At 33.6% G+C, this 25,743-nt stretch carries 14 protein-coding genes; all 14 read right to left on the bottom strand.

Annotated elements, in window-relative coordinates; translation table 11 throughout:
• Positions 1–191 precede the first annotated feature (191 nt).
• Positions 192–689 carry a hypothetical protein gene (locus ACODST_RS07660; RefSeq protein WP_488931526.1) on the bottom strand — a complete coding sequence of 166 codons (498 nt, stop codon included), beginning with the start codon at positions 687–689 and terminating at the stop codon, positions 192–194.
• Positions 690–712: 23 nt separating this feature from the next.
• On the bottom strand, positions 713–1,609 hold the full coding sequence (locus ACODST_RS07655) for an RHS repeat-associated core domain-containing protein (RefSeq protein ID WP_488931537.1): 897 nt from the start codon (positions 1,607–1,609) through the stop codon (positions 713–715).
• Positions 1,610–1,757: 148 nt separating this feature from the next.
• Positions 1,758–2,018 carry a hypothetical protein gene (locus tag ACODST_RS07650; RefSeq protein ID WP_488931525.1) on the bottom strand — a complete coding sequence of 87 codons (261 nt, stop codon included), beginning with the start codon at positions 2,016–2,018 and terminating at the stop codon, positions 1,758–1,760.
• Positions 2,015–2,605, bottom strand: coding sequence for a hypothetical protein (locus tag ACODST_RS07645; RefSeq protein WP_488931524.1), 591 nt, complete (start codon positions 2,603–2,605; stop codon positions 2,015–2,017). The genes ACODST_RS07650 and ACODST_RS07645 overlap by 4 nt, the downstream gene beginning before the upstream one ends.
• On the bottom strand, positions 2,587–7,203 hold the full coding sequence (locus tag ACODST_RS07640; protein WP_488931523.1) for an RHS repeat domain-containing protein: 4,617 nt from the start codon (positions 7,201–7,203) through the stop codon (positions 2,587–2,589). The genes ACODST_RS07645 and ACODST_RS07640 overlap by 19 nt, the downstream gene beginning before the upstream one ends.
• Positions 7,204–7,258: 55 nt before the next feature.
• On the bottom strand, positions 7,259–11,902 hold the full coding sequence (locus ACODST_RS07635) for a hypothetical protein (RefSeq protein ID WP_488931522.1): 4,644 nt from the start codon (positions 11,900–11,902) through the stop codon (positions 7,259–7,261).
• 90 nt (positions 11,903–11,992) lie between these two features.
• Positions 11,993–12,514 carry a hypothetical protein gene (locus tag ACODST_RS07630; RefSeq protein ID WP_488931521.1) on the bottom strand — a complete coding sequence of 174 codons (522 nt, stop codon included), beginning with the start codon at positions 12,512–12,514 and terminating at the stop codon, positions 11,993–11,995.
• A 67-nt stretch (positions 12,515–12,581) separates the two neighbouring features.
• A complete protein-coding gene (locus tag ACODST_RS07625; RefSeq protein ID WP_488931520.1) occupies positions 12,582–13,115 on the bottom strand; it encodes an OmpH/Skp family outer membrane protein in 534 nt (177 codons plus the stop codon).
• A gap of 735 nt (positions 13,116–13,850) precedes the next feature.
• Positions 13,851–14,528: a hypothetical protein gene (locus ACODST_RS07620; RefSeq protein ID WP_488931519.1), complete on the bottom strand. Its 678-nt coding sequence runs from the start codon at positions 14,526–14,528 to the stop codon at positions 13,851–13,853.
• Positions 14,529–14,589: 61 nt separating this feature from the next.
• The gene (locus ACODST_RS07615; RefSeq protein WP_488931518.1) at positions 14,590–15,048 is read right to left on the bottom strand and encodes a hypothetical protein; all 459 of its coding nucleotides are present in this window, start codon (positions 15,046–15,048) and stop codon (positions 14,590–14,592) included.
• A 10-nt stretch (positions 15,049–15,058) separates the two neighbouring features.
• Positions 15,059–19,471 (bottom strand): RHS repeat domain-containing protein, encoded by a 4,413-nt coding sequence (locus ACODST_RS07610; RefSeq protein ID WP_488931517.1) that lies wholly within the window; start codon positions 19,469–19,471, stop codon positions 15,059–15,061.
• A gap of 12 nt (positions 19,472–19,483) precedes the next feature.
• Positions 19,484–24,502 carry an RHS repeat domain-containing protein gene (locus ACODST_RS07605; protein WP_488931516.1) on the bottom strand — a complete coding sequence of 1,673 codons (5,019 nt, stop codon included), beginning with the start codon at positions 24,500–24,502 and terminating at the stop codon, positions 19,484–19,486.
• 11 nt (positions 24,503–24,513) lie between these two features.
• The gene (locus tag ACODST_RS07600; protein ID WP_488931515.1) at positions 24,514–25,035 is read right to left on the bottom strand and encodes a hypothetical protein; all 522 of its coding nucleotides are present in this window, start codon (positions 25,033–25,035) and stop codon (positions 24,514–24,516) included.
• A 67-nt stretch (positions 25,036–25,102) separates the two neighbouring features.
• Entirely contained in the window at positions 25,103–25,636 is a 534-nt protein-coding gene (locus ACODST_RS07595) for an OmpH/Skp family outer membrane protein (RefSeq protein WP_488931514.1), read from the bottom strand.
• Between the last annotated feature and the right edge of the window lie 107 nt (positions 25,637–25,743).

The following is a 25,743-nucleotide window of genomic DNA, read 5'->3' as shown; positions in this document are numbered from 1 at the left end:
ATATAATATTAACAATTAATATGACGAAAAACCAGAAATAACTTCATAACCGTTGCTCAAATTCGTATAAAAGTTGTTTTACTTAATAGACTTGGAGTATTCCAAATTGTATACATTTTCCAATTTGTATAGTTTCTAGTGCCAATATATCCACTAGCTGCCGGTTTATATCTAGCAAAATCTGATTTATTTTAATTATTGACCCAAAAATAATAGACCACAGCTAATAAGAACCCAAAAATACATGAGAACAGATAATAATTCTTAATTTGATTTTTCCAATCAAAATAGCTGTTTTTTGAAATCCAGATAGTAGAGAAATACATGCCTAAAAAAATAAATATTTTATTTACTAAATCTAAAGAGATATTAATTTGAAAATTGATTATTGAGAATAATACGAAATAAGAAAGAAAATAAGATGGCATTATTAGGCTAAAATTAACTAGTGTTTTTAATAATAATGGAGTGCTAAATATTAAAATTGTTCCAAATAAACAGATATATAATCCTGGGAATAAATAATTTGTTGGATTTTCAACACCACCAAAAAAACAAATGTTTGGATGTTTTTTATTTTCATTTATTTGAATAAATAGTTGAAAAGATTGATCTATAAAAATTATCCCTTGGATTATGATGCCTAATCCTGTCAATTTTTTAAATGATATGTATAATACTTGTTTCATAATTTATGTATTTGTACAGACAGTTATTTCTTTTCTTTATAACTATCAAATGGATTTGGGTTTGTAGTTCTTAGTGGAAGAATATTAAAGTAAAAATTACCTTCTTTTTTATATGATTTGTTATATGCGTTTTGTATGTCTTTGACCATATCATTTGGTATATCTAGAGAGCCACTTATTTTGTTAAGATTTCCTTTGCTATAATATCCTTTTCTGAAAAATGCCTCATTTCCTCCTGTATGGCTATATAAATAATTCTGAAATCTTGAAGCATCAAGCTCTTTTTCAATCCCACCGTTTAAGTGCCTTTTCATTAGTAGTTGATAGGCGTGGAATATTTCATGTCCAACAAATATCCATTTTCCCTGTTTTTCAAAATAATTGCCTCCTCCTAAACTTCTTTCTAGTTCTAGACCATTTTGCAATTGTGTACTAAATCGATCTGAAATAGAAAGATAATTACCAGAGTCTCCCATTATCGTTGGTTCATTAGAAGCGAAGAAATAATCACCCTCTTTGTGATTATGTCTTGCTTCCCATACAACATTTACTGTAAAATTTTTATCATTTTGAATCTTGTCGTAAACTAGACGCCCATATATTGTACTTCGAACATAGTTAACATATTGATTCCAAATTTTTCTTTGCCCTTGTGTTAATTTGCCAAGGACGAAAATTCCTCCATCTTCATCAATACCATTAATAGGATTATTTCCCATTCCTAAATAAGGACTATCAAATTGGTCTGCGGGATCTGGATTTAACCATCGTCCAATTCTTCCATCCCACAGTCTAAGCAGGAAAGCCTCCATTCCCGTTTCTGTGTCAAGTTCCTGTCCCTGAAAAGCGTAGCGATAATTCAACGAATTACGTGAAGGCAGTAATTCTCCAAAAGAATAATAATCAGCAAATGATTTAATGGCAGGACTACCATTTTCTTTTTCTATAACAGCCCTTACGTTTCCAAGATGATCTTTAATTTCATAACTGGTAACGCCGCCTGCTTTTTTGTAAATTGGTAAATCGTGTAAAGGTAATTCTAGTTGTGTTGAAGGGGTAGTAGGACTATTACATGTCTAGAAAATTTAAAAAATCATCTTCATTTTTTAATACCCTTGGCAAGAAATCGTTCGCAACAGAAAAAATGTATTCCCACTCTTCGGAGTTAATTAAAATATCAGTTTTAGAGGAATAAAATTTAAAAACTAATTGTTTTTCTTCTGAAACTCCAACTTCCAAAAAAGGGGTCTTATTATCTTTTAAGAATATTTCCAAATATGGATATTCGGAATTTATATCATCTACTTCTCCTATTTTTATATTTATCATTTATTATATACAACATTATCATTCCATAAAGTTTTGTATGTCATAAAAGTAGCACTGTCAGAATATTTCTTTGCTAAAGTAATAAAACTATCTTTTTCAATAATACCATGATTTTTGTAAAATTCTGTTTCAATTTCATTCTGAGTCATATTTAAGATATTTTCCTTAACTACAATATAAGATGACTTTTTATTATTAAATATAAAAATTATCCCGTTTTTGTAATAATTATTTCCAGTCCTTGAATTGAAATCTTTTAAGAGGCCTTCTCTTTTTAGTTTTTCTTTTTCATCAATAAAATTATTTTTCTTTCCAAAATATGTAGTTGAATATATCAGCAAATGATTATTTACACTTTTATAATGTGTCTCTATTTTTCCTTTAATATCATTGAAGACATTTATTGGTGGAAGTAGAACTTTCGAATTATAAATTTCAAAACCAAATTCATTTTTACATTCAACAACAATTATTGAATCTCCTAAATTCTTATAAAATGAAGATATAACTTGTAAGTTATTTTCTTTCCTTTTTTGACAACAAAAAAGAGAAAAGATACTAAGTAATATTAAAAATTTTTTTTCCATCCCCAATTGTTTTTTACGTAAGATTTAGTAATTAATTCGTTTCTGTAATATTTAGTAGGACTAAGTGTAGGGCTTTTAAAAATTTCTGCTTTATCATATCTTGTAAGTCTAGTTTCTCTAGATATTATGTATGCTTCAACATTTTCTCGACCTTTACTAAATGCTATAATTTTATCTGAAGGTGATGGATTTCCATATCCAAAACCTTTTGCAAATGATGGATGAGTATGATAATCTTGTACTAACGAATAAAAATTATGGTTTCTACTGAATTCAATACCAGGAGACCCAGATGTAGATTCGTCAAATTTATTATTTTTGTAAGGCATTATAAGAGCATATCCATCTAGATCGGAAAAACTCATATATTTACCCCAAGATATCTCTTTGTCAGAATAAAGGGAGACTCTAAAAAGTAAATCATTAACTTCATCCATTTTTACTTTTTCTCCATACATATTTTTTTGTGACAAACTAATAAGATTTATATTTGAACCTAAATCCATACCATTCCATAAAATACCTTTTTGAATATTTCCATCTATAACATCTCCATTTACTGCAATTAACCTGTCAAAATTGTCAGTTGTAGTTCTCATGAGAGAGATTTTTCCATTTTTATCTAGTCCATAATCATCAAATCCTCCATCAGGATCGATTCTAGTAATTGGATTATTTCCCATTGCTAAATAAGGAGAAGGATATTGTCCGTAAGGATCGGTAGATAACCACCTTCCAATTCTTCCGTCCCAAAGCCTCAGCTGGAATGCTTCCATTCCGGTTTCTGTGTCAAGTTCCTGTCCCTGAAAAGCGTAGCGATAATTCAACGAGTTACGTGAAGGTAACAACTCTCCAAAAGGATAATAATCAGCAAATGATTTAATGGCAGGACTACCATTTTCTTTTTCTATAACAGCCCTTACGTTTCCAAGATGATCTTTAATTTCATAACTGGTAACGCCGCTTGCTTTTTTGTAAATTCCTAAACGGGTTAATCCGTATATAGGTAATTCTACCTGCGATATACTTCCCCCGCCTGGTAAATTATAAACCGCCATAGTGCTACCTGAGAAATCTAACTGGTAAAAAGAAGTGTTTTGTAAAGCAAATGTACTGGTATTATAACTTTCTTTTTTAACACGCTGTCCTCTTTCGTTATAAAAGAACTTCACTAAAGTATTGGTACCTTTTTTAATTTCGGTTACTAATCCCTGTGTATTGTAAAAATAATATAAATTTTCGGAAACATTTTGTTTTAACTGCCCAATGGCATCATAAACATAGTTTCCTGGAGCATGATTCTCAATGTCATTGGGATCAGCTGTTACTGCGGCACTTTCGGTTATACTGTTTAACTGGTTTTTACCCGTATTGGTGTAATTATAAGTAAGATTATCTACAATAGTACCGTTTTGATTAGTCCTTTGCAGGGTCTGGATATTTCCGTTGGCATCGTAAGTTAAACCTCCTTCGGCCAAACCGGCAACAGGGCTAATGGCCGTGGTGCCTGAATTTGTATTTCCAAATACAGCTCCGGTTAACCAGTTGTTACGGTTGTAATTGTATAAATAGCCTTTTTGACTGGCCGTGCTTCCGGAATAATCTCCTGCCACACCTTTATTTGCCCAGCGTACCGCTTTTATATTTCCGTTATAGTCAGATCCGGCAGTAGGCGAGGAGGTGATATTTCGGCCCGTACGCAGGTAGTCTCCGTTGTAGTAATCAAGCGTTAAACCAAATACATCATTGCCGTCTCCGCCCGGATCTTTAGATTTTTCTAAACTGGGATGGTTGATGCTTTTAAGCTGTCCGCCCAGCGTATAAACATAATCCAGACCCTGTAATCCCTGAGCAATATTGATTCTCTTTAATTCTCCCGTTTGGTAATAGCTGTAATCTGCCTGGGTTACAAAGTTTGTATTATTTGTTGAGGTTTCGACTTTGGTAAGTGTATTGTTTAAATCGTAGGTATATTGGTGTACAAACAATTCGGCCGTTTTGTCTTTTTGAAATACTACTTTTTTTACATTGCCTTTATAATCATATTCATAATGAATGGTTTTGGCTCCAATACCTTCATTGTATTGTACGATCCATTCTGCTCTTCCGTATAAATCATAGCTGTACCAGGTAATGGCTGTTATGGCAGCAGCCGGTTTGGTGTAGGTAATGGCCACATTTCCGGATAAATTGTTTTGGGTATAGCCGGCAGTATTTATTCCGGCAGTTGTTAATACACCCGCAAGGGTTAAATTGACCGGGCTGACAGGTAATGGAGTAGAGGTTGTATTGTTTTCAGTATAGTCATAAATTGTAAAGGACTGTTCTGAGCGTGTACCTGCCGCCAGATCACTGTTAGGGTTTGAACTGGCAGCAGTCCATATTCCGCTACTTCCGGTAATAACACCACTTTCTGTTGGTCTGCCTAAGCTGTCATAATCGGTATACGAAACTTTGGTGTCTCTCTGAAGGGCACTTTGTGAATATCTAATCTGTCCGTCATTTCTATAAGCAAATTTACTAATGCCTTCATCCGGGCTGGATACTTCAATGAGCTGATCTAATGTATTATATTTATAAGTTGTTACAAAGTTTGCAGAAGTCATATGGGCAGGACTGGCTGTAATTGTGGTATTGTTTACATAACCATTAGGCTGTATTGATTTTATTAACTGCCCGGTATTGTTGTATACATTTACGGCATAATCATAATAATTAACTTTATAAGTAATACCCAGTGAACCGGCATTGTATGTTGGCGCTCCGGAAGTGATATACACTTTCGGGTCTGCTGCAGGAGGTGTTACAGCTTCGATTCTATACGCATTTCCGCCAGTGAGGCTTGAAGTAATTAAACCTGTTTTTAAATCGTATACTTTATACAATCCAGCCCCGCCTATTAAAGAAATTCCGGATGTTATTCCTGCGGGAATATGGACATCTACAAATCCCTGAGTACCAATAAGAGAAACTACCGGATAGGAGGCAGAACCTCCGGAACGGGCAGAAGCCAGTAATTTTCCTTCTCCATCAGTAAAAGCAACATTTTCGTTACCATTAGCATCCACACTTACGGTTTTGTAGAATTTAGTAATTACTTCTTCTTTCCCTCCGGAGACAGGACCGTCATAATAATCAGATCCATATACATAGTACATTTCCTGTGCTGCAGGAACGGTATAGGAGTATCCGGTTTTCCATTCTCCATTTATTTTGTTACCACCTATAATGTTTATTACATTGCCAGGGTTCAAAGAATCATAATTATTTTGAGTAAACGGGTGTGTGGCAGTGGCCTGATAAGGTTCAAGGCTGTTGTTGTCAGAATAATAATTGGCCAAAGAAGTACGCGTCTCGGCAGCTGCTGCTTTGGCCGTAGCATTAAAAACTCCTCCTGAAGTTCCTTTAACACTAAAGCCAGCTTTTAGAGAGATACTGCTGCCTGTAAAAGAAACATTTAATCCGGGACTTATAGCTCCGTTAGCGATCAGGGAATTACTCACCTGAATAGTTTGACTTGTAGTGATCGCTCCAACTGTTTTATCTACAGGGATGCTGCTGGGAGGAGCCTGATACTTGGAACTCAAAAAATAGACTTTGTTGAGTGTTGCCAGATTTGAAGGTGATATAAAGGAAGATTTGTCAATTCTTCCAAAATGATCATAGGTTGTCTCTGTGCCCCAGACTTTTTTGGAAACGATATTTTTTGATAAGGATATATCGGCTCTGCCCAAATCGTCAAAATAAGTTCTGGAAATACCAGTTACTCTTCCCGCTATATCATAAGAAATTTGATGCGTCCAATGAAATTCGTTATCTGAATTTGGTAAAATAGAATCATCAATGGTAAAGTTAGCTTCACCATCGTCGGTATCATTATTATTCAGTACATATTTTACATAGTGTGTACTAGGGTCTGAACATTGTTGTATATAATAATCAGGATTCCCTAATCCGTCCTGATCTGCATCAAGATACCATGTTAAGTAAGCATCCGGGTTAATTTGAAATTGAACTCTTTCAGAAGCTGAGCTCCATGTACCACTGGAATTAGCTCTGGCCCTTAAAAAATACTCTGTTCCATTATTGAGAGTTATTGTCTTTGTAGAATTCTCTGTACTGATGCCATTGTTAATGCTCTGCCAAAAATAAGTGATACCGTCCGGAGGATCTTTTCGTTGTAAGACTACATTTTTACAGTTACTGACTATTGTAATAGCATTACTTATGTCAGGATTTTCAGAGACATATATATTATAAGACAGTAACTCATCTCTTACGGCTCCTTTGTTAAAATAGGTAACCCTGATTTGGTGTACACCAGGTTTCATCCAAAACAGCTGGACAGAAGTAGATTGATTTGTAGGCGATCCATTCACATACTGACCAGCATCATAAGGGGAAATTTCCCACCTGAAATTGGTAAAATTACTTGCAGGGTCCATATCCAGATAATATATTCCCGTACCTCCCAGGGTTACACTGGTATCTTGGGTATCAATATTAATAGACTGGGCATTAATAGTAGTGTTAATAATGAAAACTACCAGAAGAATTGGAAAGCGAAAGGAACGGCGTATATTTTTATTGTATATCATTTTTCTATGCATTAAAAAATTATAAAAAACATCTCTTTATTTTGAGGGAACTGAACTATAAATATTTATTGTTCAATTTGTTTGCCCTGATCAGTTTAAACCCGCCCAAAGGTCCGTTAACACGATCGTTAATTACCTCTGTATAAGTTTTAATCAGTCTTCCTGCCTCATCATATTCGAATTTTGTACCTAATCCGTTGTTTCCAATAATCGCCGTTAGTTCGTCCCGTTCGTTGTACACATACCCATTTATAGAAGAGGCTAAAGGGCGAATCATCAGATCGTCAAAATAAACGGTTCCGCCATTTGAAGTAATGTATATAGGAAATTCACCTGAGGTAACATCTACATAGGCTACCTTTAAGATCCAGCTTCCTGCTTCGTAATTTTCGGAAAAATCATAGGTATTTCCATTAGCTTTTATTCTTGCCTGATAGCCATTCCATAGAGAAACCCAGACCGAAACTTTATATCTGCCTGCTCTGTGCTGCCCGCTTTTCATTGTTACGCCACATTGAGTTCCATTAGTAACGGCAATTGATTTTTTACCGGTATGGGGGTAATTTTCGCTTATATACGCCCCGCTGCTTAAAGATATTCCAGGTTCCAGCCAGGTTGTACCATTTATAGTTTTTTCATTTTCACCCCCTGTAAAGAACATTTCATCATAACCTGCATTACCACTAACGGTTGTTTTAGTTTCATTATCTCCCATTTTACTACTCCTGTAATTTTTATTTATATCTTTTGTTTCGAGAATAGATGAATAATGATCGTACAATGTTATTTCTGAAATTTGTTTCCATTGAGATGGCTGTGTCACATCTAAACCAACACCGGAAGGCAGTGCCCGGTTAAAACCATCATCTTTGGTTGTTTGTGTGTCAGTATAATTCAAAAAGGTGCCATTTGCCTCTTTACTTCCATTCCAAACATACGACTTGTGTTTTCTCCAGATTTTCTCTTTTTCATTGGAAGCTTCTGTTTTGTTTCCAGCAATATCTTTGTATCCCCAGATGTTGCTCCATGTTGTGATACCAACACCAGTTTCTTTCCATGGTTTGACAGGGTCGTTTTTATCAAAAATATAGGAATAATCGGCCGCAATTTGTGACAGCATATTTTTATTATTTTTATTATCTGCTTTAGAACCCATTTGAGCATATTGCGTATAAGTATAAGCTGGTTTTACCTTATTTTTTATGGATTGTCCATTACTGGTCGTAGTTGTACTTTCGACGACATTTCCGGTTAAAAAATCAAATTTATCATAAGTAGTGCTGCTGGTATATCCCTGATTGCTGATAGTAGTTTTTATTAATTTATTTGGATACCAGGTTTTGCTGACAGAATTTGCATAAAAACCATTTACAAAATAGGCACCATACGTTACCACTCCTGTATTAGGATCTGGGTTGGCAGTGCTTGGATCCGGTTCTTTTTTGGCAGATTTAGATAAAAATGATTCCTGTTTGGTACCCAGTGCATCTTGCTGATCAACAGCTGCTGCATATTCATTTTTTAAAGAATATTGTATTTGGTTTTTTGAATTGTAATTCTTAACAGATAAAAGTCTGCCGAGATTATTTAAGCTGCTTTTTATATTGTATTTTGTATAATTTACAGGCAGCGATGAATTAAAAGTTTCATTTTGAATTTTCTCAACTACAAAATGTTTCCCCAGGTTGTAAACTGAAGCAGCATCATTACTATATTCAGGTAAGGTCTCAAAATTATACTCTGTTCTGGATGCTAATTCATCATTACCGGTTGTTTCTTCAACAGAAACATTACCATACATTACTATAGGAGGCGGTATCTCAGAAGAATAGGGCAGTTTTAAATTGTTAGAAGGGACATAAGATATTACCCCTGATGATTTATAATTAATGTTAGATACATCTTTGTTAGTGCCAATTTTATTATAGTAATAATTTGATCGTGAAACTAAATTTCCGTTTTCAAAAGTATTTAATTGTTTAACTCTTATTCCGCCTCCTTTGCCATAACTTGAGGTGCTTGTTGCAATTATTCCGTAATCATCAGATTCATAATCAATGGTCATCTTAGCCCCCATAGGTGTGGTAATTTCATTAAGACTCCAGGTATAAGGTGCATTTTTGTGATACCCCCAAGCGTCCTGATTATTTAAAATATAAGGAGTTACGTTATTATTATACTTAAATTTATATTTTGGAAAATAAGCGGCACCTTTATGACCTAAAAACTGAATATTATTTAATGTTAATTTTCCTTGGTTCGATGCCAGTGAATGAAAGGAAGTGGGCATTAGGGAATAATCGTGCTGGAAAGTAATAATTTTTTCAGCCTTTGAGTCAATGTCTATACCATTAATGTCACCGGTATCCAGAACATTTTTACTTTGATGTATGGCTATCTCTTTTAAACTTAAGTTTGTATTTGAATAATAAATCCCCTTAAATTCATTTTTATCTGTGTGGTTAGAGTAATCTAATTTTTGAAGTCGGGCAAGTGTGATTTCAAATGAGCGGTTTTTATACAAATATCCTTTGTCTGTTAACAATTGGGACCCTTTTGTTTTTTCAAGAATTAAAGCGTTATTTTTTACCAATATTATTTTATCTAGTTTTAGGGAGTATTGTACAGGAAAATCTGCATAAGTATGAACCCGTTGATATCCATTTATGTAAAATTTCCATCCATATGCAACCGTTGGATAATTTGGTATGTTTTGATATTTTAATTTATTGTTAAGATCAAAACTTGTAAGCGCTGAAGTAAATGTTTTTGGATTGCTGGTGCTATTAAAAGAAGAAACACCATTAGTTGATTTGGCATTATATTTTGCTAAGGCATCCGCTGTGGCATCCTGTCTTACACTTTTTATAAAATAAGCAGTATGTGTTCTTGTTCTGGCTGCATCAAGATAATAGATTTGTTTTCTGCCTCTGTAATATTCATAACGATCGGCTTCACTGCCATTTCCTTTTATAACGTTATTTTTTCCCGAGCTGGTGTTCCAGATATAACCATCAGACCATTTGCCATAATCAAACTCTATCCAGTAACCGTAATCGTCTTTGTCAACCTTACCATTATCATTCTTATCTACATAATCAGGACCTGTTACAGCTGTTAACAGCCAGTCGGTAGCATAAGGGGTATTAAGTTCTCTTTCCAGAAAATTAGCATCCTCATTGGTTTGATTACTAAAATTTTTATACCAAATTTCATGATTGATTACAGGTAATGAATAGTGGTATGTTTTGCCATCAATGTCGGTTATCTGGTATCCGCCTATAGATTCAGGTCTATAAACATCCAGTTGACTTCTATTCAAATTAAGTGCTTCAATAAAGCCATTTATTAATTTTGCACTGCCTGATCTAATTTGCTCATTGGTAAAGGCTTCAATATGTCTTCCTGCTCTTTTTCTATAATTATTTTTTAAAGGAATATTATCATTTGACGTTGTTTCGTTAAAATTATTGCTTTTATTTGTCTTGGCAGCAAGAAATGATTCATATGATCCGGGAGGTTGCAGAGTACTTGTAATTTTTGTTCGGTCTACCCTTAAAAATGAAGAATTTGTATTTTCAAAATCAAAAAATAACTTATTGTTTAATTTAAGGTCAACATCGGCAGTATTGTAAACGGTACCATAACCTATGTTACGGTCATAATATCCATTTTGAACACCAAAATTTGTGCTTGAAACATTAAAGAGATCAGATATTATATCTTCGTGGCCTAATTGAGCTTCGTTTGTAAAAGTTGGTGTAATGCTGCCCGAAAGACCTTGTGCCTGTACCTTATAATTATCATAGTTAGGAAGTAAAACGTTATCACAAAGATAATTTTTAGATAAATTTATCACATTGTCAATGTTGGTCACTCCTTCTTCATAAATTGCAAGTTTATTGGTATCGTATTTTATAGGGTTTGTGAAATCTGGATTTACATTAGAGTATAGAATTCCATTGTAACTGGATAATTGTTCCTGAAAAAAACTATATTTTATTTTTCGATGCTCGTAACTAGCATAAAAACCATAGGCTCCCACTGACACACCTTTATAGGAAGATTGTATATCTAGTCCATTTTGTGAAAAATTTGCAGAGCCGGCAGTTAACCCTGTTCCTGAAGGCAGACTGCTTCCAAGGTTTCTTATGGAACTAAAAGAAATGTCATTTGAGAATGTAGATGATAAATGCTCAGCACTTCCATAATATTCAGCACCTATACCAATTGAAGTACCAAAAGTTCCCATTGTCAGAGATGCTGATAATGGGCCATACCCAAGGGCAACGGTTCCTCCCAGCGTTTTATTAGAGCCCCAATAGGCACCTACACCTACCTTGATTCCATTAAAATCCGCACCAATTCCAATACTATAATAATTTAATTGTCCACCCTGATCATAAATAAAAGAGTAATCATCTCCTTTGTCAATATCGTCAGGATAGCCATTTATGTTTCTATTGATTGCTCCCGGAGTTAAACTCCATCCCAGTCCTGTCCAGGAAGCTTCCTGATCCATGGCTATACCTGCATGATAAGATAAAGCTAATGGATAACCACCTTCCGGGCTCGGTATATTTAATAATGGCAGCACGTATGACATATCTCCAGTTGCCAGGTTAACCATATCTGCAGCGTCTACAGGTTCAAAATTTGCCGCTTCATATGAATTGGGGCCATTATTAGAAGCAAACAAATAATTAGGGAATATTGTTGGAAAAAATACCAACAGAAAAAAACAGCAATAATACGATGGCGTTTACGGTATTGAATCATGGTTTTGGTTTTAAAATGCTAATTTTGGTTCGTTTAATAAGGCTTTGGTATTGAGTTTAAATTTTACGTCTCCGGTTTCGAGTCCTAAATCTTCAATGACAAAATTCAGGTATTTTTGTTTGAGGTATTTTTCGTCACGGGGATATACAATCATGATAGAAGTGGAGCTGCTCATGCCATACATTCGGGGATAAATAAAATCGGTTAGGGCTAGGGTATCTTTTGCTGGCGTATAAACATGCAGTTTTTCTTCCATCCCAAAAGCGAGTTCGTTGACCATCTGTCCAAATCTGGCTTTATCCTGTGCAACTCCGTTTAATAGTTCCTGATTGTTTTTTGACATAGAAAGATTAAAATACATATACTTATTGTACTGCTGTCTGAATTTTTCTATTTGTGCCGGATCCGTTTTATCTCCCAGTTCCTGTTTTACTAACAAATCGGTTGGACGGTATTGTAAAACATAATCAACACCTGCTATCGTTTTTTTATAAAGGTAGCCGTTGTCTTCGTCTTGTATATGCGTATTCATTTCCTCTGGTGTATCAAATGATTTGCTGCAGGAGGAAATGAATGCAAGTAAAAGAAATAGTAAAAAATTATTTTTTATCATATTCAGCATTGAGTCCTTTTAAAACTTCTTCGGTCAGGTCAGTAGATTCTTCAGCATACATAATGTTACCACCTCCACTGGCACCAAATATGATTTTGTAGTTATGGTCTTTTCCGTATTCTTTGATATAATCGTTAATATCATTGATTACGGTCTGGGTTACCTTTTTGTCTTCTTCTTCAATCTTTTTCTGAATAGCTTCCTGGTAACCATTTATCTGCTGCTGTTTGTTAGACAGCAATTCCTGTTTTAATTTTAATTCTTTAGGAGAGAGAGAAGTTCTTTCTTTTTCGTAGTTTTTGAGTTCATTCTGCCAATTACTGATCAAAGAGTCAACATTGGCTTTCATTAGAGCTGCTTTTTTGTCAAACTCAGCTTTAGCCACTTTTGTTTTACTGTATCCGGTAATTAATTTGTTTACATCTACATAAACTAATTGGGAACCTGATTTTGCAAAATAGATTGCGATACTACTTAAGAGTACTGCAAAAACTGCAGAAAATAAAGATATATTTTTCATTTTTTGTTGGTATAACTTTACAATAATAGATAATTTTTATTTATTAATGTAGGATATTTATTATTTTTTACAAGTTTTGTTGTTAAGTATTTGATTTGTTGGTGTTTATGATTTTAATAGCGGAGATATTTTTTTTTCAAATTAAGAACACTTATAAATATTAAGATTTTCACTGAATTTTATTTACAGAAAACTTTATTTATAGCTGTAATTAATTGTATTTCAGTGTTTAAATTCCTGTAGTTATAGAAGGAAAAAAAAGCGAAATGATTTTATCCTTGTTTAAAAATGACAGGTATTGATTTTTTTAAAGTGGAAAAATCAGTACTTATATCTTAAAACTTCCCGAATAATACGTGTTTTGTTGTAATCGTTTTTTGAACTATTTTTTGAGCAACTTTTATAAACGGGAATAGTTGCTACTTTGATCCTTTGGATAAAATGATGGAAATGGTAGATGAAAACTGGAAGCTCTATGAACGATTGCTAGAGTCTGAAAAAGAGAAAATAGGGTATTTGGAGAAGCTGTTGAGAGAGAAATAATTTTGCTGAATATTAAAGTAACAAAAAAGATACGATTTTTAGTCTGTATCTAAAAAGACGGACACTTTTTAGGACAGTGTCCAAAAAAATAATGGGGTTTTAAAACCCCATTATTTTTAATTACACAGTTAGTGAGACACTACCTAATAAAAAAGAGACCATCGGTCTCTTTTGTCTTTTTTGAGTTAAAATCTAAGGTATTTCAATTGAGATCAACTCTTTAGTTTCTCTTTTTATAATTATATTAATTTCGCCATTAATTTTTTCTAAACAAAGTGCTTCGTTAAAAATTATTACGTCTCCGTAATCAGTTTTTGCAAAGCTAAAACCTTGAAGCTGAATTTTTTTTAGAACTCCATATTTACTTTCAATCAATGTGAATAAATTCTCAATACTTTTTTCATTAATATTAGCTAAAGTGCTAAATTTATTGGATAAGCTTTTATAATCTTTTGATAATATGTTGTTATTTATTAGACTAATTTTTGATTGTAAATTTTCTATTTCTTCTAATACTTTAGCAGGAAAATTAAACTCTTTACTTTCAGTTTTTTTAAAGTTTATTTTTACTCTTATTTCATCATAATTTGATTTTTCATTTTTTAAATTAGAATAAAATAGATAAGCGATATTACCTGCATGTGATTTAACGTTATGAATACTGTTTTGTAGTAAATCACTTTCACTTATTTCTAATTCAAAGTATTGTTTTTCTACTCCATCTTTTATCTCGTATCCTTTACTTTTTTTGCAGATTCCATTGTAAAAATTTAAAACTTGTTGAACAGCATTAATTTCTATGTCTGTATTAGTTGCTTTATTACAAGATATAAAACATAGTAAAAGAAATAATTGATACTTTTTTTTCATTCAATATTTATTTTAAGGGTTGCTTTGATAAGATATTAGTAAACGTATAAAACTAATTTATTCAAGAAATTAAAATATCTAGCGTTAGCAATATATAAATAAGAGCAAGGTAAATATCATTTTTATTATTATGAATCACTTCTATTTTTAATTTATAGTTTGTAGAAAGAATATTTACTGGATATATTTTTAAAACTAGTGTGCCGTTCACTAATATGGAAGAACTAACTCTTAAAGCTAAATCATTTTTTTCCTCTATAATACAATCATCAACGATTAGTTTTTTTGATTTTTTTTTAAAATATATCGTATACAAAGTTGTGTTTTTGATTATTTTAAAACCTTTATAAAATATATTGCTATAAAATGTTCCAATAATTTCACCAGTATCTAATTGTACACTAGTAGAAACTTTCCCAAACCAATTTGCATATCTTTCCGCATATATTACACTTTTATTTTCGCTGTCTAAAATCGTTATATTATGATAACTTTGATCTATATAATAAGTATTTTCCATTTTATAATAATTAGTAAGAGATCCCTATTCTTGCATTTACATCGACACCGAGTATTAATTTAGCTGAGGCCCCTAAATCTAAACCTTGGAATGTTTTATCCTTATGAATTTCTTTATATTTAAGGCTAGGGCTTAATCTTATTCTCTCTTTTACGACATCAAATCCCTTAGAAGATTTTGCAAGGAGAATGTTGTACTCCCAGTTATGTTTTCCTGATCCTGCTACGGGTCTAATTCCGCCACCATAACTTTTGTTTGAAAAAGTATAATCGTATTTTGCCCCAATACCAAGATCTAGACCTCCTAATTTTACTCCTCCAATTTCTCCTCCTATAAAATTATGCATTAATTCTTCTTCATCTTCACCAAAAGTGTAATTACCACTTGTACCTAAATTGAAACCTCCAATTTGCGATGTCATCAGGCCTCCTTCAAGTTTAACTGCATTATTAATTTTAACACCAGCTTGAAAACCTACAGTAAATTTTGCTTGAACGTCTGATGTAAATTCAACGCTGTCAAAAAAATCAGATGCTTCATCACGCCATTTGATATTGTTAGTCATATATACTCCTTCCGAGTCATATGATGAAGTTTGCCCATAATTTATACCATACTCACCTGTACTGCTTTTTCCTGTAAGTGTTCCTTCAAAACCTCCTAATGCCCATCTTAAACGAGCTCCAAACCAAGAAAATCCACCGTCAGGATCTATCATTCCAATCGGATTATTTCCCATCCCTAAATAAGGAGAAGCATATTGACCATAGGGATCAGTGGTTAACCATCTTCCTATCCTTCCATCCCAAAGACGTAATTGAAAAGCCTCCATTTGTGTATCCTGATCCAATTCCTGCCCTTGAAAAGCGTAGCGATATTTGTCGAATGAATTGCGTCCGTATAATACTTCTCCAAATGGATAATAATCAGCATACGATTTTGTAACTGTACTTCCGTTTTCTCGCTGTACTACCGCCCTTACGTTTCCTAGATGATCCGTAATTTCATAGTTTGTTATATTTGATCTATTGGTAATACCTAATCTGCTTGCACCATAAATTGGCAGTTCAGATTGGGTTATACTTCCGCCTGCAGACTGTGTGTATATCGCTAAGGTATTTCCCGATAAATCAAGTATATAATAAGTGGTTCCAGGGAAAGGACCATAGCTTTCTTTTCTGACACGCTGTCCTCTTTCATTATAAAAGAACTTTACTAAGGATGTATTATTTTTCTTTACTTCTGTTACCAACCCCTGTGCGTTGTAAATATAGTTTAAATTTTCAGAAAAATTATCTGTGAGCTGTCCTATAGCATTATACTGATAAGTCTGATTTCTAATATCATTCAAGCTATTATCCACAATACCAGAGTCAGTAATACTATTTAATTGGTTATTTGTACTGTAATTATATGTTAAATTATCAATAACGCGACCTGAATTATCGGTTCTTGCCAGTGTTTTTATATTACCATTTGGATCGTAAGTTAAACCGCCTTCACCCAAAATAGATGATGTTGTAATTATAGCACTGCTTGTATTTGCATTTCCAAATGTAGCTCCTGTTAACCAATTGTTGCGATTATAATTGTATAAATATGCTTTTTGATTGGCTGTACCTCCGGAATAATCTCCCGTTATGGCTTTATTTGCCCAACGTGCTGCTTTTATGTTTCCGTTATAATCTGCTCCAGCAGTTGGAGAAGAAGTAATGTTTCGTCCGGTGCGTAAATAATCACCATTATAATAATCTAATGTTAAACCAAATATATCAGCAGTAACTGCTGCATTTGTAGAACCGGTAAGTCCGTCCCCTCCGGGATCTTTTGCACTCTCTAAACTAGGATGGTTAATACTTTTTAATTGTCCTCCCAATGTATATACGTAATCAAGACCCTGAATTCCCTGTCCGATATTAGTTCTTTTTAGCTCTCCGGTTTTATAGTAGGTATAATCGGCATGAGTTATAAAACTTCCAGGAGCATTTGTTGTCGAAGTTTCAACTTTTGTCAATGCATTATTTGCATTATAAGTATACTGGTGGACAAATAATTCAGTTCCCTTATCTTTTTGAAGTATAACTTTTTTTACATTTCCTTTATGATCATATTCATAATGAATGGTTTTAGCTCCAATCCCATCATTGTATTGTGCAATCCATTCTGTTCTTCCATATAAGTCATAACTGTACCAGGTAATCGCATTTATTGTATTTGCCGAATCGGCTTTATAAGTCACAGCGACATTTCCTGAGAGATTATTTTGCGAATTGCTTAGTCCCGGAACCAATGTAGCAAGATTTTGGTTTGAAGGTATCGTTAGTGAGTATGGTGTTGGTAACGAATTGTCAACGTTTACCGTATTTTCGGTAAAATCATAAACAGAAAAGGTTCTTTCAGAAATGGTCCCTGTTATTAATTGACTATTGTTGGCAGCTAGTGCAGCTGTAGCCCATATTCCGTTACTACCTGTGATAATACCACTTTCTATAGGTCTGCCTAATCTATCATAATTTGTATAGGATACTTTTGTATCTGACTGAAGTGCACTTTGGGAATATCTTAGCTGTCCATCATTTCGATAAGCAAATTTACTGGTTCCCTGATCCGGACTTGATGATTCGGTCAATTGGCCTAATCCATTATAGGTATAAGTTGTGGCAAAATTAGCAGAGGTCATATGAGCGGGGCTCGCTGTTATGCTTGTATTATTTGTATATCCTTTAGGCTGTATTGATTTTATTAACTGACCTGTTTTGTTATAGATATTTACTGCGTACTCATAATAGTTAACATTATAAGTTATTCCTAATGAGCCATTATCATATGTTGGTCCTCCAGAGGCAATATAAACCTTTGGGTCTGCCGCAGGTGGTGTTTTAGCTTCTATTCTGTAGGCATTTCCACCCGTTAGATTTGAAGTAATTAATCCTGTTTTTAGGTCATAGATATTATATAAGCCCGGGTTTCCTATTAAGCTTCCCGATGTAATACCTTTGGGAATGTGTACATCTACAAATCCCTGAGTCCCTATCAGCGAAACCACTGGATAAGAAACACCACCTTCTGAACCTGATCTTGCAGAGGCCAGTAATTTGCCTTCGCCATCAATAAAAGAAACATTTTCATTACCGTTGGCATCGACGCTCACAGATTTGTAGAATTTAGTAATTACTTCTTCTCTTCCTCCAGAAATGGCTCCATCATAATAATCTGATCCATATACATAATACATTTCCTGTGCTGCAGGAACAGTATAGGAGTATCCTGTTTTCCATTCTCCATTTATTTTATTTCCGCCTACAATATTTATTATATTCTCAGGATTAAGGGAATCATAATTATTTTGAGTAAAAGGATGTGTGGCCGTGGCTTGATATGGTTCATCAGTATTGGCATCACTATAGTAATTTGCCAAACTAGGATTTGCTGAAGCGTCAGGCAGATTTGCGGCAGTAATTACAAAACTGCTTCCTGTAGTGGCAGTAATAATAAAACTGTTGCTATTACTTAATGTTATAGTTGGTGCAATCAGAGTTACATTTAAGCCCGAACCTACGGCTCCTGTAGCAGTGATTGATTGTGAAGCCTTATAGGTGCCACTTGATGCAATATTATTTAATGAAAGAGTAGGAGGTGAAGAAGAAGCTGCTGCTTCGCTGCTGCTTTTTAGAAAATTGGTTTTTTCAAAAGTATTAAGTGGAGAGGGGGCGATGAAAGATGTTTTATCCGGTCTGTTAAAATTGTCGTAAGTGGTTTCTGTTCCCCAAATTTTATTGGTCACATAATCTCTGAATAAGCTCACACCAGGTTTCCCTAAGTCATCGAAGTATGATCGATTAACATCGACAATATTTCCTTTGCTGTCGAAACTGACATTATGAATCCAATGTGAGCTTGAATCTGTGGCAGAAGAAACATAATTTCCATTTGGTTTTGTACAGCTTACAATATAATTAGTATCAAGTTCAGAGACAATTCCATCTCCATTAGTATCAAGATACCATTTTGTATTGGGATTAATTTGAGAATTGTTATCGTTGCAGTCTAAATTATTGGAAACATAGTTCAAAGGCTGGGTACAACCATAAGCCGGATAGCTAGGATCACCAAATCCATCTTTGTCTTTATCATAATACCAAACATAGTAAGTTATATTTGGATTATTGTCATTGCAATCATTGTTGTTACTTACCCATTTACCGGACGGTTTTTGGCAGGCCATTTGAGAATAATTGGGATCTCCGGCCCCATCATTATCATTATCATAAAACCAGGGATATTTTTCATATTCCTCGCAATCAGGATCTATGGGCTCAATGATTCGTTGAGTTACTGCTGGTTTTGAATTTTCTTGAGAGTAACCGTTAAAATAGCTGAATAAAACTATTAAATACAATAGTTTATATAAATTTGTCTTCATATTATTACTGTATTAGTTTGAATATCTATTGTTATAAGTGTTTGATTTAACCAGTTTGAAACCTCCGCCCACATTGTTTGCTGTGTCGTCTAAAACTTCCGCGTAAGTTCTAATTAATCTTCCGGACGCATCATATTCATATCGTGTCGCTAAGCCATTATTTCCAATAAGGGAGATGAGTTCATCCCATTCATTATAAACATATCCGGTCATTGAGGAAGCCACAGGACGGATCATAAGGTCATCAAAATATACTATAGAAGTATCTGCCGAAACTAAATAGATGGAATGTACCCCTGCTGTTACATTTACATAACCAGATTTTAATACCCAGTTTCCGGCAGGATATGATTCGGTAAAATCTATAATAGAATTGTTATTATTTATTCTGGCTTTTGAAGCATTTGATTTTTCAACCCAAACGGATACTTTATATCTGCCAGCTCTATGCTGGCCGCTTCTCATAGCCACTCCAAATTGAGAACCTGATGTTACAGCAATCGATTTTTTACCTGTATGAGAATAAGCAGGGGTTATTGAAGCATTGTTCATTATCACTTCTGGCTCTATAAAATTAGTAAAACCTGTCATTAGCGCACTTTCACCGCCAGCATAGAATATTTCGTTATACCCTGCATTTCCAACCGCAGTTATTTTGGTATTGTTATCCCCCATTTTCGTCGATGAGTAATTACCATTAATATCTTTTGTTTGAAGGGGTGTAGAAAAATGATCATACAACATAATTTCAGAGAGCTGCTTCCATTTTGCAGATTGCACGACATCATTCCCAGCAGCAGAAGGAAGATCCCATATAAAGCCATCATCGTTTATACTGTTATATTGTTTAAGGGTCCCCTGTGCTTCTCTTTCGCCGTTCCAGGTATAAGTTTTATGTTTTCTAAAAATCTTTTCATTGATTCCTGTTGCTTCTTGTGTTGCTCCGGCCATATCTTTATAAGCCCACACATTGCTCCAGGTCGTAATGCCTACGCCAGTTTCTTTCCATGGTTTGTTTACATCATTTTTATCAAAAATATAGTTGTAGTTAGCAGTAATTTGCGAAAGCATATTTTTGTTATTAAGATTGTCTACTTTAGATCCCATCCCTGAATATTTTTGATATGCAGGTATCATTTTTGTTTTTACATTTTGACCATCACTTGTTTTGGTTGTGGTTTCCAATACCTGACCTGTAAGAAAGTCGCGTTTGGTATAATTTGTAGTTACAGTTCTATTATGATCTGTTTTTGATGTTGACAATAATATTGAAGGGATTGATTTGTAATTTAAAGCATTTACAAAATACTCATAAGATGTTGACCCTACAGGATTCCCTCCGGGAGATACTCCAGGAATAACTTTATGAGATCTGTAAGATTTAAAGGCCTCGCCATAAGTCCCAAAGGTGTCATTGAATGGATTTGAATATTGGAAAGTTTCTTTACTTAAAACTTGATCCTTTGAATTTAACTTGGTTATTGAAAGTAACTCGCCAATCTTAGAAGTATTATCTATAATTGAAGTTTTTGTAATAGCTGTCTTGGCTATATAGTTATATGAACCCGAATTATCTGCCAGAATATCTAAGGCTCTTATTTTTTCATTAGAATTTATTTGTAAAAAATCTCCATAAGTTGCTGTTACTGATGCTTCGAAATTACCAACTTGATTTTCACCATTACTTCCATCAAGTGTATAATCATTATTTGGTTTTAATACATTAAATTGAAAAATATTTTTTTCACGAATAGTATTGTCATTATCTTTTGAAGTAACGGTAACGGTTTCATAAACAACTCCATTTGAGAAAAAAGTACTAAAATCATTTTTTACATATGGCGTTGAAGCAGTAACTCCTGATGATATCGTTGAGTTAGGTTTGTTGTATGCGTAAGAAGTAGTTGTTTTTTTATTATTGTCAATTACATCTATATTTTTCACTCTGATTCCTCCTCTGGAATCATTACATCTTCCAATTAACTCATCTTGTATATCACAATTACTTACATTAATTTCAGCACCATAAGAATTTCCTGCCCCAGTTCTTCTATTTGGGGGACAATAAAAGTCACCAGTATAATAACTAGGAACTTGAGAGCTAAAGGTTAAGTATACAACGTTGTTTGCGACACTATTAACTGTTGCTGTAGTTGTAAATGGAGTGTAACTATCTTTGCTTAAAGTTACGCTAATCTGATTTCCGGGATTTAGGCATTTATAAATTTGTCCAACTGTGTAACAGGGGTTTTGCCATTGTACTTCTATAGTTCCATTGTACCCATTATTAGTACGTACAAAATTTTTAGCTATAGGATTGTAAGAAACATTAGTATTGAAATTGTTTAATACAGCACTAAAGTCATCTTTTTCGTATTCGATGCCAATTGAACTTCCTAACGGTGTTTTAATGGTTTTTAGGCTATAATTAAAGGGGAAATCTTTATCATACCCCCATAAATCATAATTATCTTTATTGAAATCACGATTTATATAATAGTCAAAATAATATGGGGGAGATACCGCAACATGATTTTTTCCATAGCTTGCTAATGATTTTAATGATAATTTACCAATATTATTCTTTTTGCCTAAAGAATTATCATAATTAAATTCAAAAGTTTTTATCGATTTTGACTCAAGAAGAGATAAATTTGCGTTTTTTGTTAAATATACATTATTACTGTATGTACCTCCAATCCAGTTTCTTTGATGTAAAACGACTTCAGTTGTTCCTAAATTTTGTCCTAGAATATTTGATTGTTGAGCTATGGTTTTGAAGTTTACACTGTTAGTTGTTTGGTTTTCAGGTGATTCTTGAGGTGTTAATGGGAATAAGTTTTCATCTCTTTTATTTATCAAAACTATTCGGTCCAATTTTAAACTTTTAAAGTTCCCCGTAATATTTACATTATAGTTGTATTTGGTTTCTGTGAAATATATACCAGTTGCATATTGTGAATTATAAACAACAGCACTTTCGACATCATTAAAGGTATTTGATTTTGTTATTGAATTTCCTATATCGTCTGTTCTTTCGCTTTTTATGAATAAGGCTTTATTAGTACGTGTACTTATTGAATTTAAATAATATAGTTGCTTAACACCGATTGCTCTTGAAGTTGTATTTGCATTTGAAGACTCTGTACAATAAGCTCTGCGAGTGACAGAAGTACTAATTTCTTTATCATTAACAGATTCTCTTTTCCAAAGATATCCATCACTCCACTTTCCATATGAAAAATCAACCCAATATCCATAGTCGGCATCATCTACTTTGCCATTGGAATTAACATCAATATAGTCGGGACCTGTTATTGCAGTTAATAACCAATTGGTTGCATATGGCTGAGTATCGATTTTTTCAATAAAACTGTTATCTTCTCCACTTGTTGTTTTGTAACTTCTAATAATAGTTTCAAAATTATAAACAGGAAGTGAATAGTGGTAAACTTTCCCATCCACCGCTGTAATTTTAAAAGCTCCTATACCTTTGGGAGCAAAATTTGAAGCATTATTTCTGTTAAAATTACTAGCTTCGATTATTAAACTAGGGTTGTTTTTAATTTGTTCATTTGTATAACACTCTGTGAAGCTTTCTTTTTTTAGCCTGTTTTTTAAGTTGTTATAATTAGAATAGGCCTCTGAACCCTCACTTATTGTAGAATTTACTATTTCTGAATTTGTAATATTTGTAATGTCATTAAAAGTGCTATTACTTATTGTCCAGTCACCAAATTTTTTATCAATGTAAGATGAACTCGTGTTCAACGGGTAAAAATGAATTTTATTTTCTTCGATATTTTGTTGTTCCATAAATTTCGTTGAAAACATTTCTCCAATGTGATGTCTGTCTTTAATACCTGCAGAACAGTAATCATCAGTACAATAAGAATTTTGCTGTTCAGAGTTTAATATTAATGTTTTACTATCTAATAGCAAAGGCTGAATATTTTGAATTAATCCTTGTGCCGATACATTATATTGGTCATAACTTGGTGTTGGGGCCGAAAATTTGACGCCTCCGTTTCTTGAGTCGGTTTTATGTTTAAAGTACAATGAAATACTATTGGCATCCATATAATCATTTTTATAGTTTTCTTTTGTAGTGGAATTTAAAATTTTGTATGAATCTTTTAAATATAAGACACCATTAATGTTACATGTTTGCGAATCAAGCATCGAATACTCATTTTTAGAGAATCTAAACCTTACTTGAAAAATATTTGTTATTGGTAATGCCAGGTTAAATGAGCTGCTTACTGAATTAACCCCGTGTGGGTTTGTTGAATTAGTTTGAGAGTAACCAACCCCTAGTGCTCCTATATTTAAGCTGTTAGACCCTGCTTGAAAAGATACACCCTGAGATTTCATCTTAAGTGATATGCCAGGGAGTCCCATTACAGATACTCCAACACCTTCACCAGAAGCCGAGAGAGTGACTCCGCTGGAAGTTAAACTTGTTGTATAGTCGCCTGAATATGAACCAAAACCGATACCCTGAGTTAGTCCAAAATTTGAATCACCAACTCCAAATGATACAATACCTCCTTTTGCTTTACCATTTATAAAAGTATAATCTAATCCTAGATTAAACATTTTATAATTGACACCAACCCCAATAGAAATTGCTTCTTGTTTTCCTAAATTGGAATAAGCAAAATTTATGCTTTTTCCATTATTCCAATCATCAGGAGTGTTATTGATATTTCTATTTATAGCACCTGGATTTAAGTTCCATCCTAAACCAACCCAGGATGCTTCCTGATCCATAGCAATACCTGCATGATATGATAAAGCCAAAGGATAGCCTCCTTCAGGGCTTGGTACATTCAATAATGGCAGCACATATGACATATCTCCAGTTGCCAGGTTAACCATATCAGTAGCATCAACAGGTTCAAAACTGGCAGCTTCCGGAGCGAGTGGCCCATTATTAGAAGCAAATAAATTATTAGGTAATAATGTCGGAAAAAATACCAACAGAAAAAAAGTAGCAATAATACGATGACGTTTACGGTATTGGATCATAGTTTTTGGGTTTAAAAAGCTAATTTTGGTTCGTTTATTAAGGATTTGGTATTGAGTTTAAACTTTACATCTCCGGTTTCGAGTCCTAAATCTTCGATTACAAAATTCAGGTATTCCTGTTTGAGGTATTTTTCGTCACGGGGATATACAATCATAATAGAGGTAGAGCTGCTCATCCCATACATTCGGGGATAAATAAAATCGGTTAGGGCAAGGGTGTCTTTTGCGGGGGTGTATACATGCAGTTTTTCTTCCATTCCAAAAGCCAGTTCGTTGACCATTTGTCCAAATCTGGCTTTATCCTGCACAACTCCGTTTAATAGTTCCTGATTGTTTTTTGACATAGAAAGATTGAAATACATATACTTATTGTACTGCTGTCTGAACTTTTCTATTTGTGCCGGATCCGTTTTATCTCCCAGTTCCTGTTTTACTAATAAATCGGTTGGACGGTATTGTAAAACATAATCAACACCGGCTATCGTTTTTTTGTAGAGGTAGCCGTTGTCTTCTTCCTGTATATACGTATTCATTTCCTCTGGTGTATCAAATGACTTGTTACAGGAGGAAATGAATAGCAGCAAAAGAAATAGTAAAAATTTATTTTTTATCATATTCAGCATTAAGGCCTTTTAATACTTCTTCGGTAAGGTCGGTAGATTCGTCGGCATACATAATGTTTCCGCCGCCGCTGGCACCAAATATGATTTTATAGTTATGGTCTTTTCCATATTCTTTGATATAATCGTTAATATCATTGATTACGGTCTGGGTTACTTTTTTGTCTTCTTCTTCAATCTTTTTCTGGATAGCTTCCTGGTAACCATTAATCTGCTGCTGTTTGTTGGATAATAGTTCCTGTTTTAATTTTAATTCTTTAGGAGAGAGAGAAGTTCTTTCTTTTTCGTAGTTTTTGAGTTCATTCTGCCAATTACTGATCAAAGAGTCAACATTGGCTTTCATTAGAGCTGCTTTTTTGTCAAACTCAGCTTTAGCTACTTTTGTTTTACTGTATCCGGTAATTAATTTGTTTACATCTACATAAACTAATTCGGAACTTGATTTTGCAAAATAGATTGCGATAATACTTAAAAGTACTGCGAGACCCGCAGCATACAAAGGCATTTTTTTCATTTTTGTTTCTTAGGATAATTTTAACAAAAGTAATTAATTTGATGTTAATTTAGTAAGATATGTATTATTCTTTTTTGTTCTTGTAATTGTCTTATTTACTGATATTT

This window comes from Flavobacterium sp. FG19 (assembly GCF_057809475.1).
Note: the sequence above shows the minus strand (reverse complement) of the source record. Positions and strands in the feature narration are given on the sequence as shown.

Excerpts from the sequence above, each read along its gene's own strand:
- ACODST_RS07620 (WP_488931519.1), bottom strand. The coding sequence starts at position 14,528 with ATGAAAAAAAAGTATCAATTATTTCTTTTACTATGTTTTATATCTTGT.
- ACODST_RS07630 (WP_488931521.1), bottom strand. The coding sequence starts at position 12,514 with ATGAATACGCATATACAAGACGAAGACAACGGCTACCTTTATAAAAAA.
- ACODST_RS07625 (WP_488931520.1), bottom strand. The coding sequence starts at position 13,115 with ATGAAAAATATATCTTTATTTTCTGCAGTTTTTGCAGTACTCTTAAGT.
- ACODST_RS07650 (WP_488931525.1), bottom strand. The coding sequence starts at position 2,018 with ATGATAAATATAAAAATAGGAGAAGTAGATGATATAAATTCCGAATAT.
- ACODST_RS07610 (WP_488931517.1), bottom strand. The coding sequence starts at position 19,471 with ATGAAGACAAATTTATATAAACTATTGTATTTAATAGTTTTATTCAGC.
- ACODST_RS07615 (WP_488931518.1), bottom strand. The coding sequence starts at position 15,048 with ATGGAAAATACTTATTATATAGATCAAAGTTATCATAATATAACGATT.
- ACODST_RS07645 (WP_488931524.1), bottom strand. The coding sequence starts at position 2,605 with ATGGAAAAAAAATTTTTAATATTACTTAGTATCTTTTCTCTTTTTTGT.
- ACODST_RS07640 (WP_488931523.1), bottom strand. The coding sequence starts at position 7,203 with ATGATATACAATAAAAATATACGCCGTTCCTTTCGCTTTCCAATTCTT.
- ACODST_RS07600 (WP_488931515.1), bottom strand. The coding sequence starts at position 25,035 with ATGAATACGTATATACAGGAAGAAGACAACGGCTACCTCTACAAAAAA.
- ACODST_RS07595 (WP_488931514.1), bottom strand. The coding sequence starts at position 25,636 with ATGAAAAAAATGCCTTTGTATGCTGCGGGTCTCGCAGTACTTTTAAGT.
- ACODST_RS07605 (WP_488931516.1), bottom strand. The coding sequence starts at position 24,502 with ATGATCCAATACCGTAAACGTCATCGTATTATTGCTACTTTTTTTCTG.
- ACODST_RS07660 (WP_488931526.1), bottom strand. The coding sequence starts at position 689 with ATGAAACAAGTATTATACATATCATTTAAAAAATTGACAGGATTAGGC.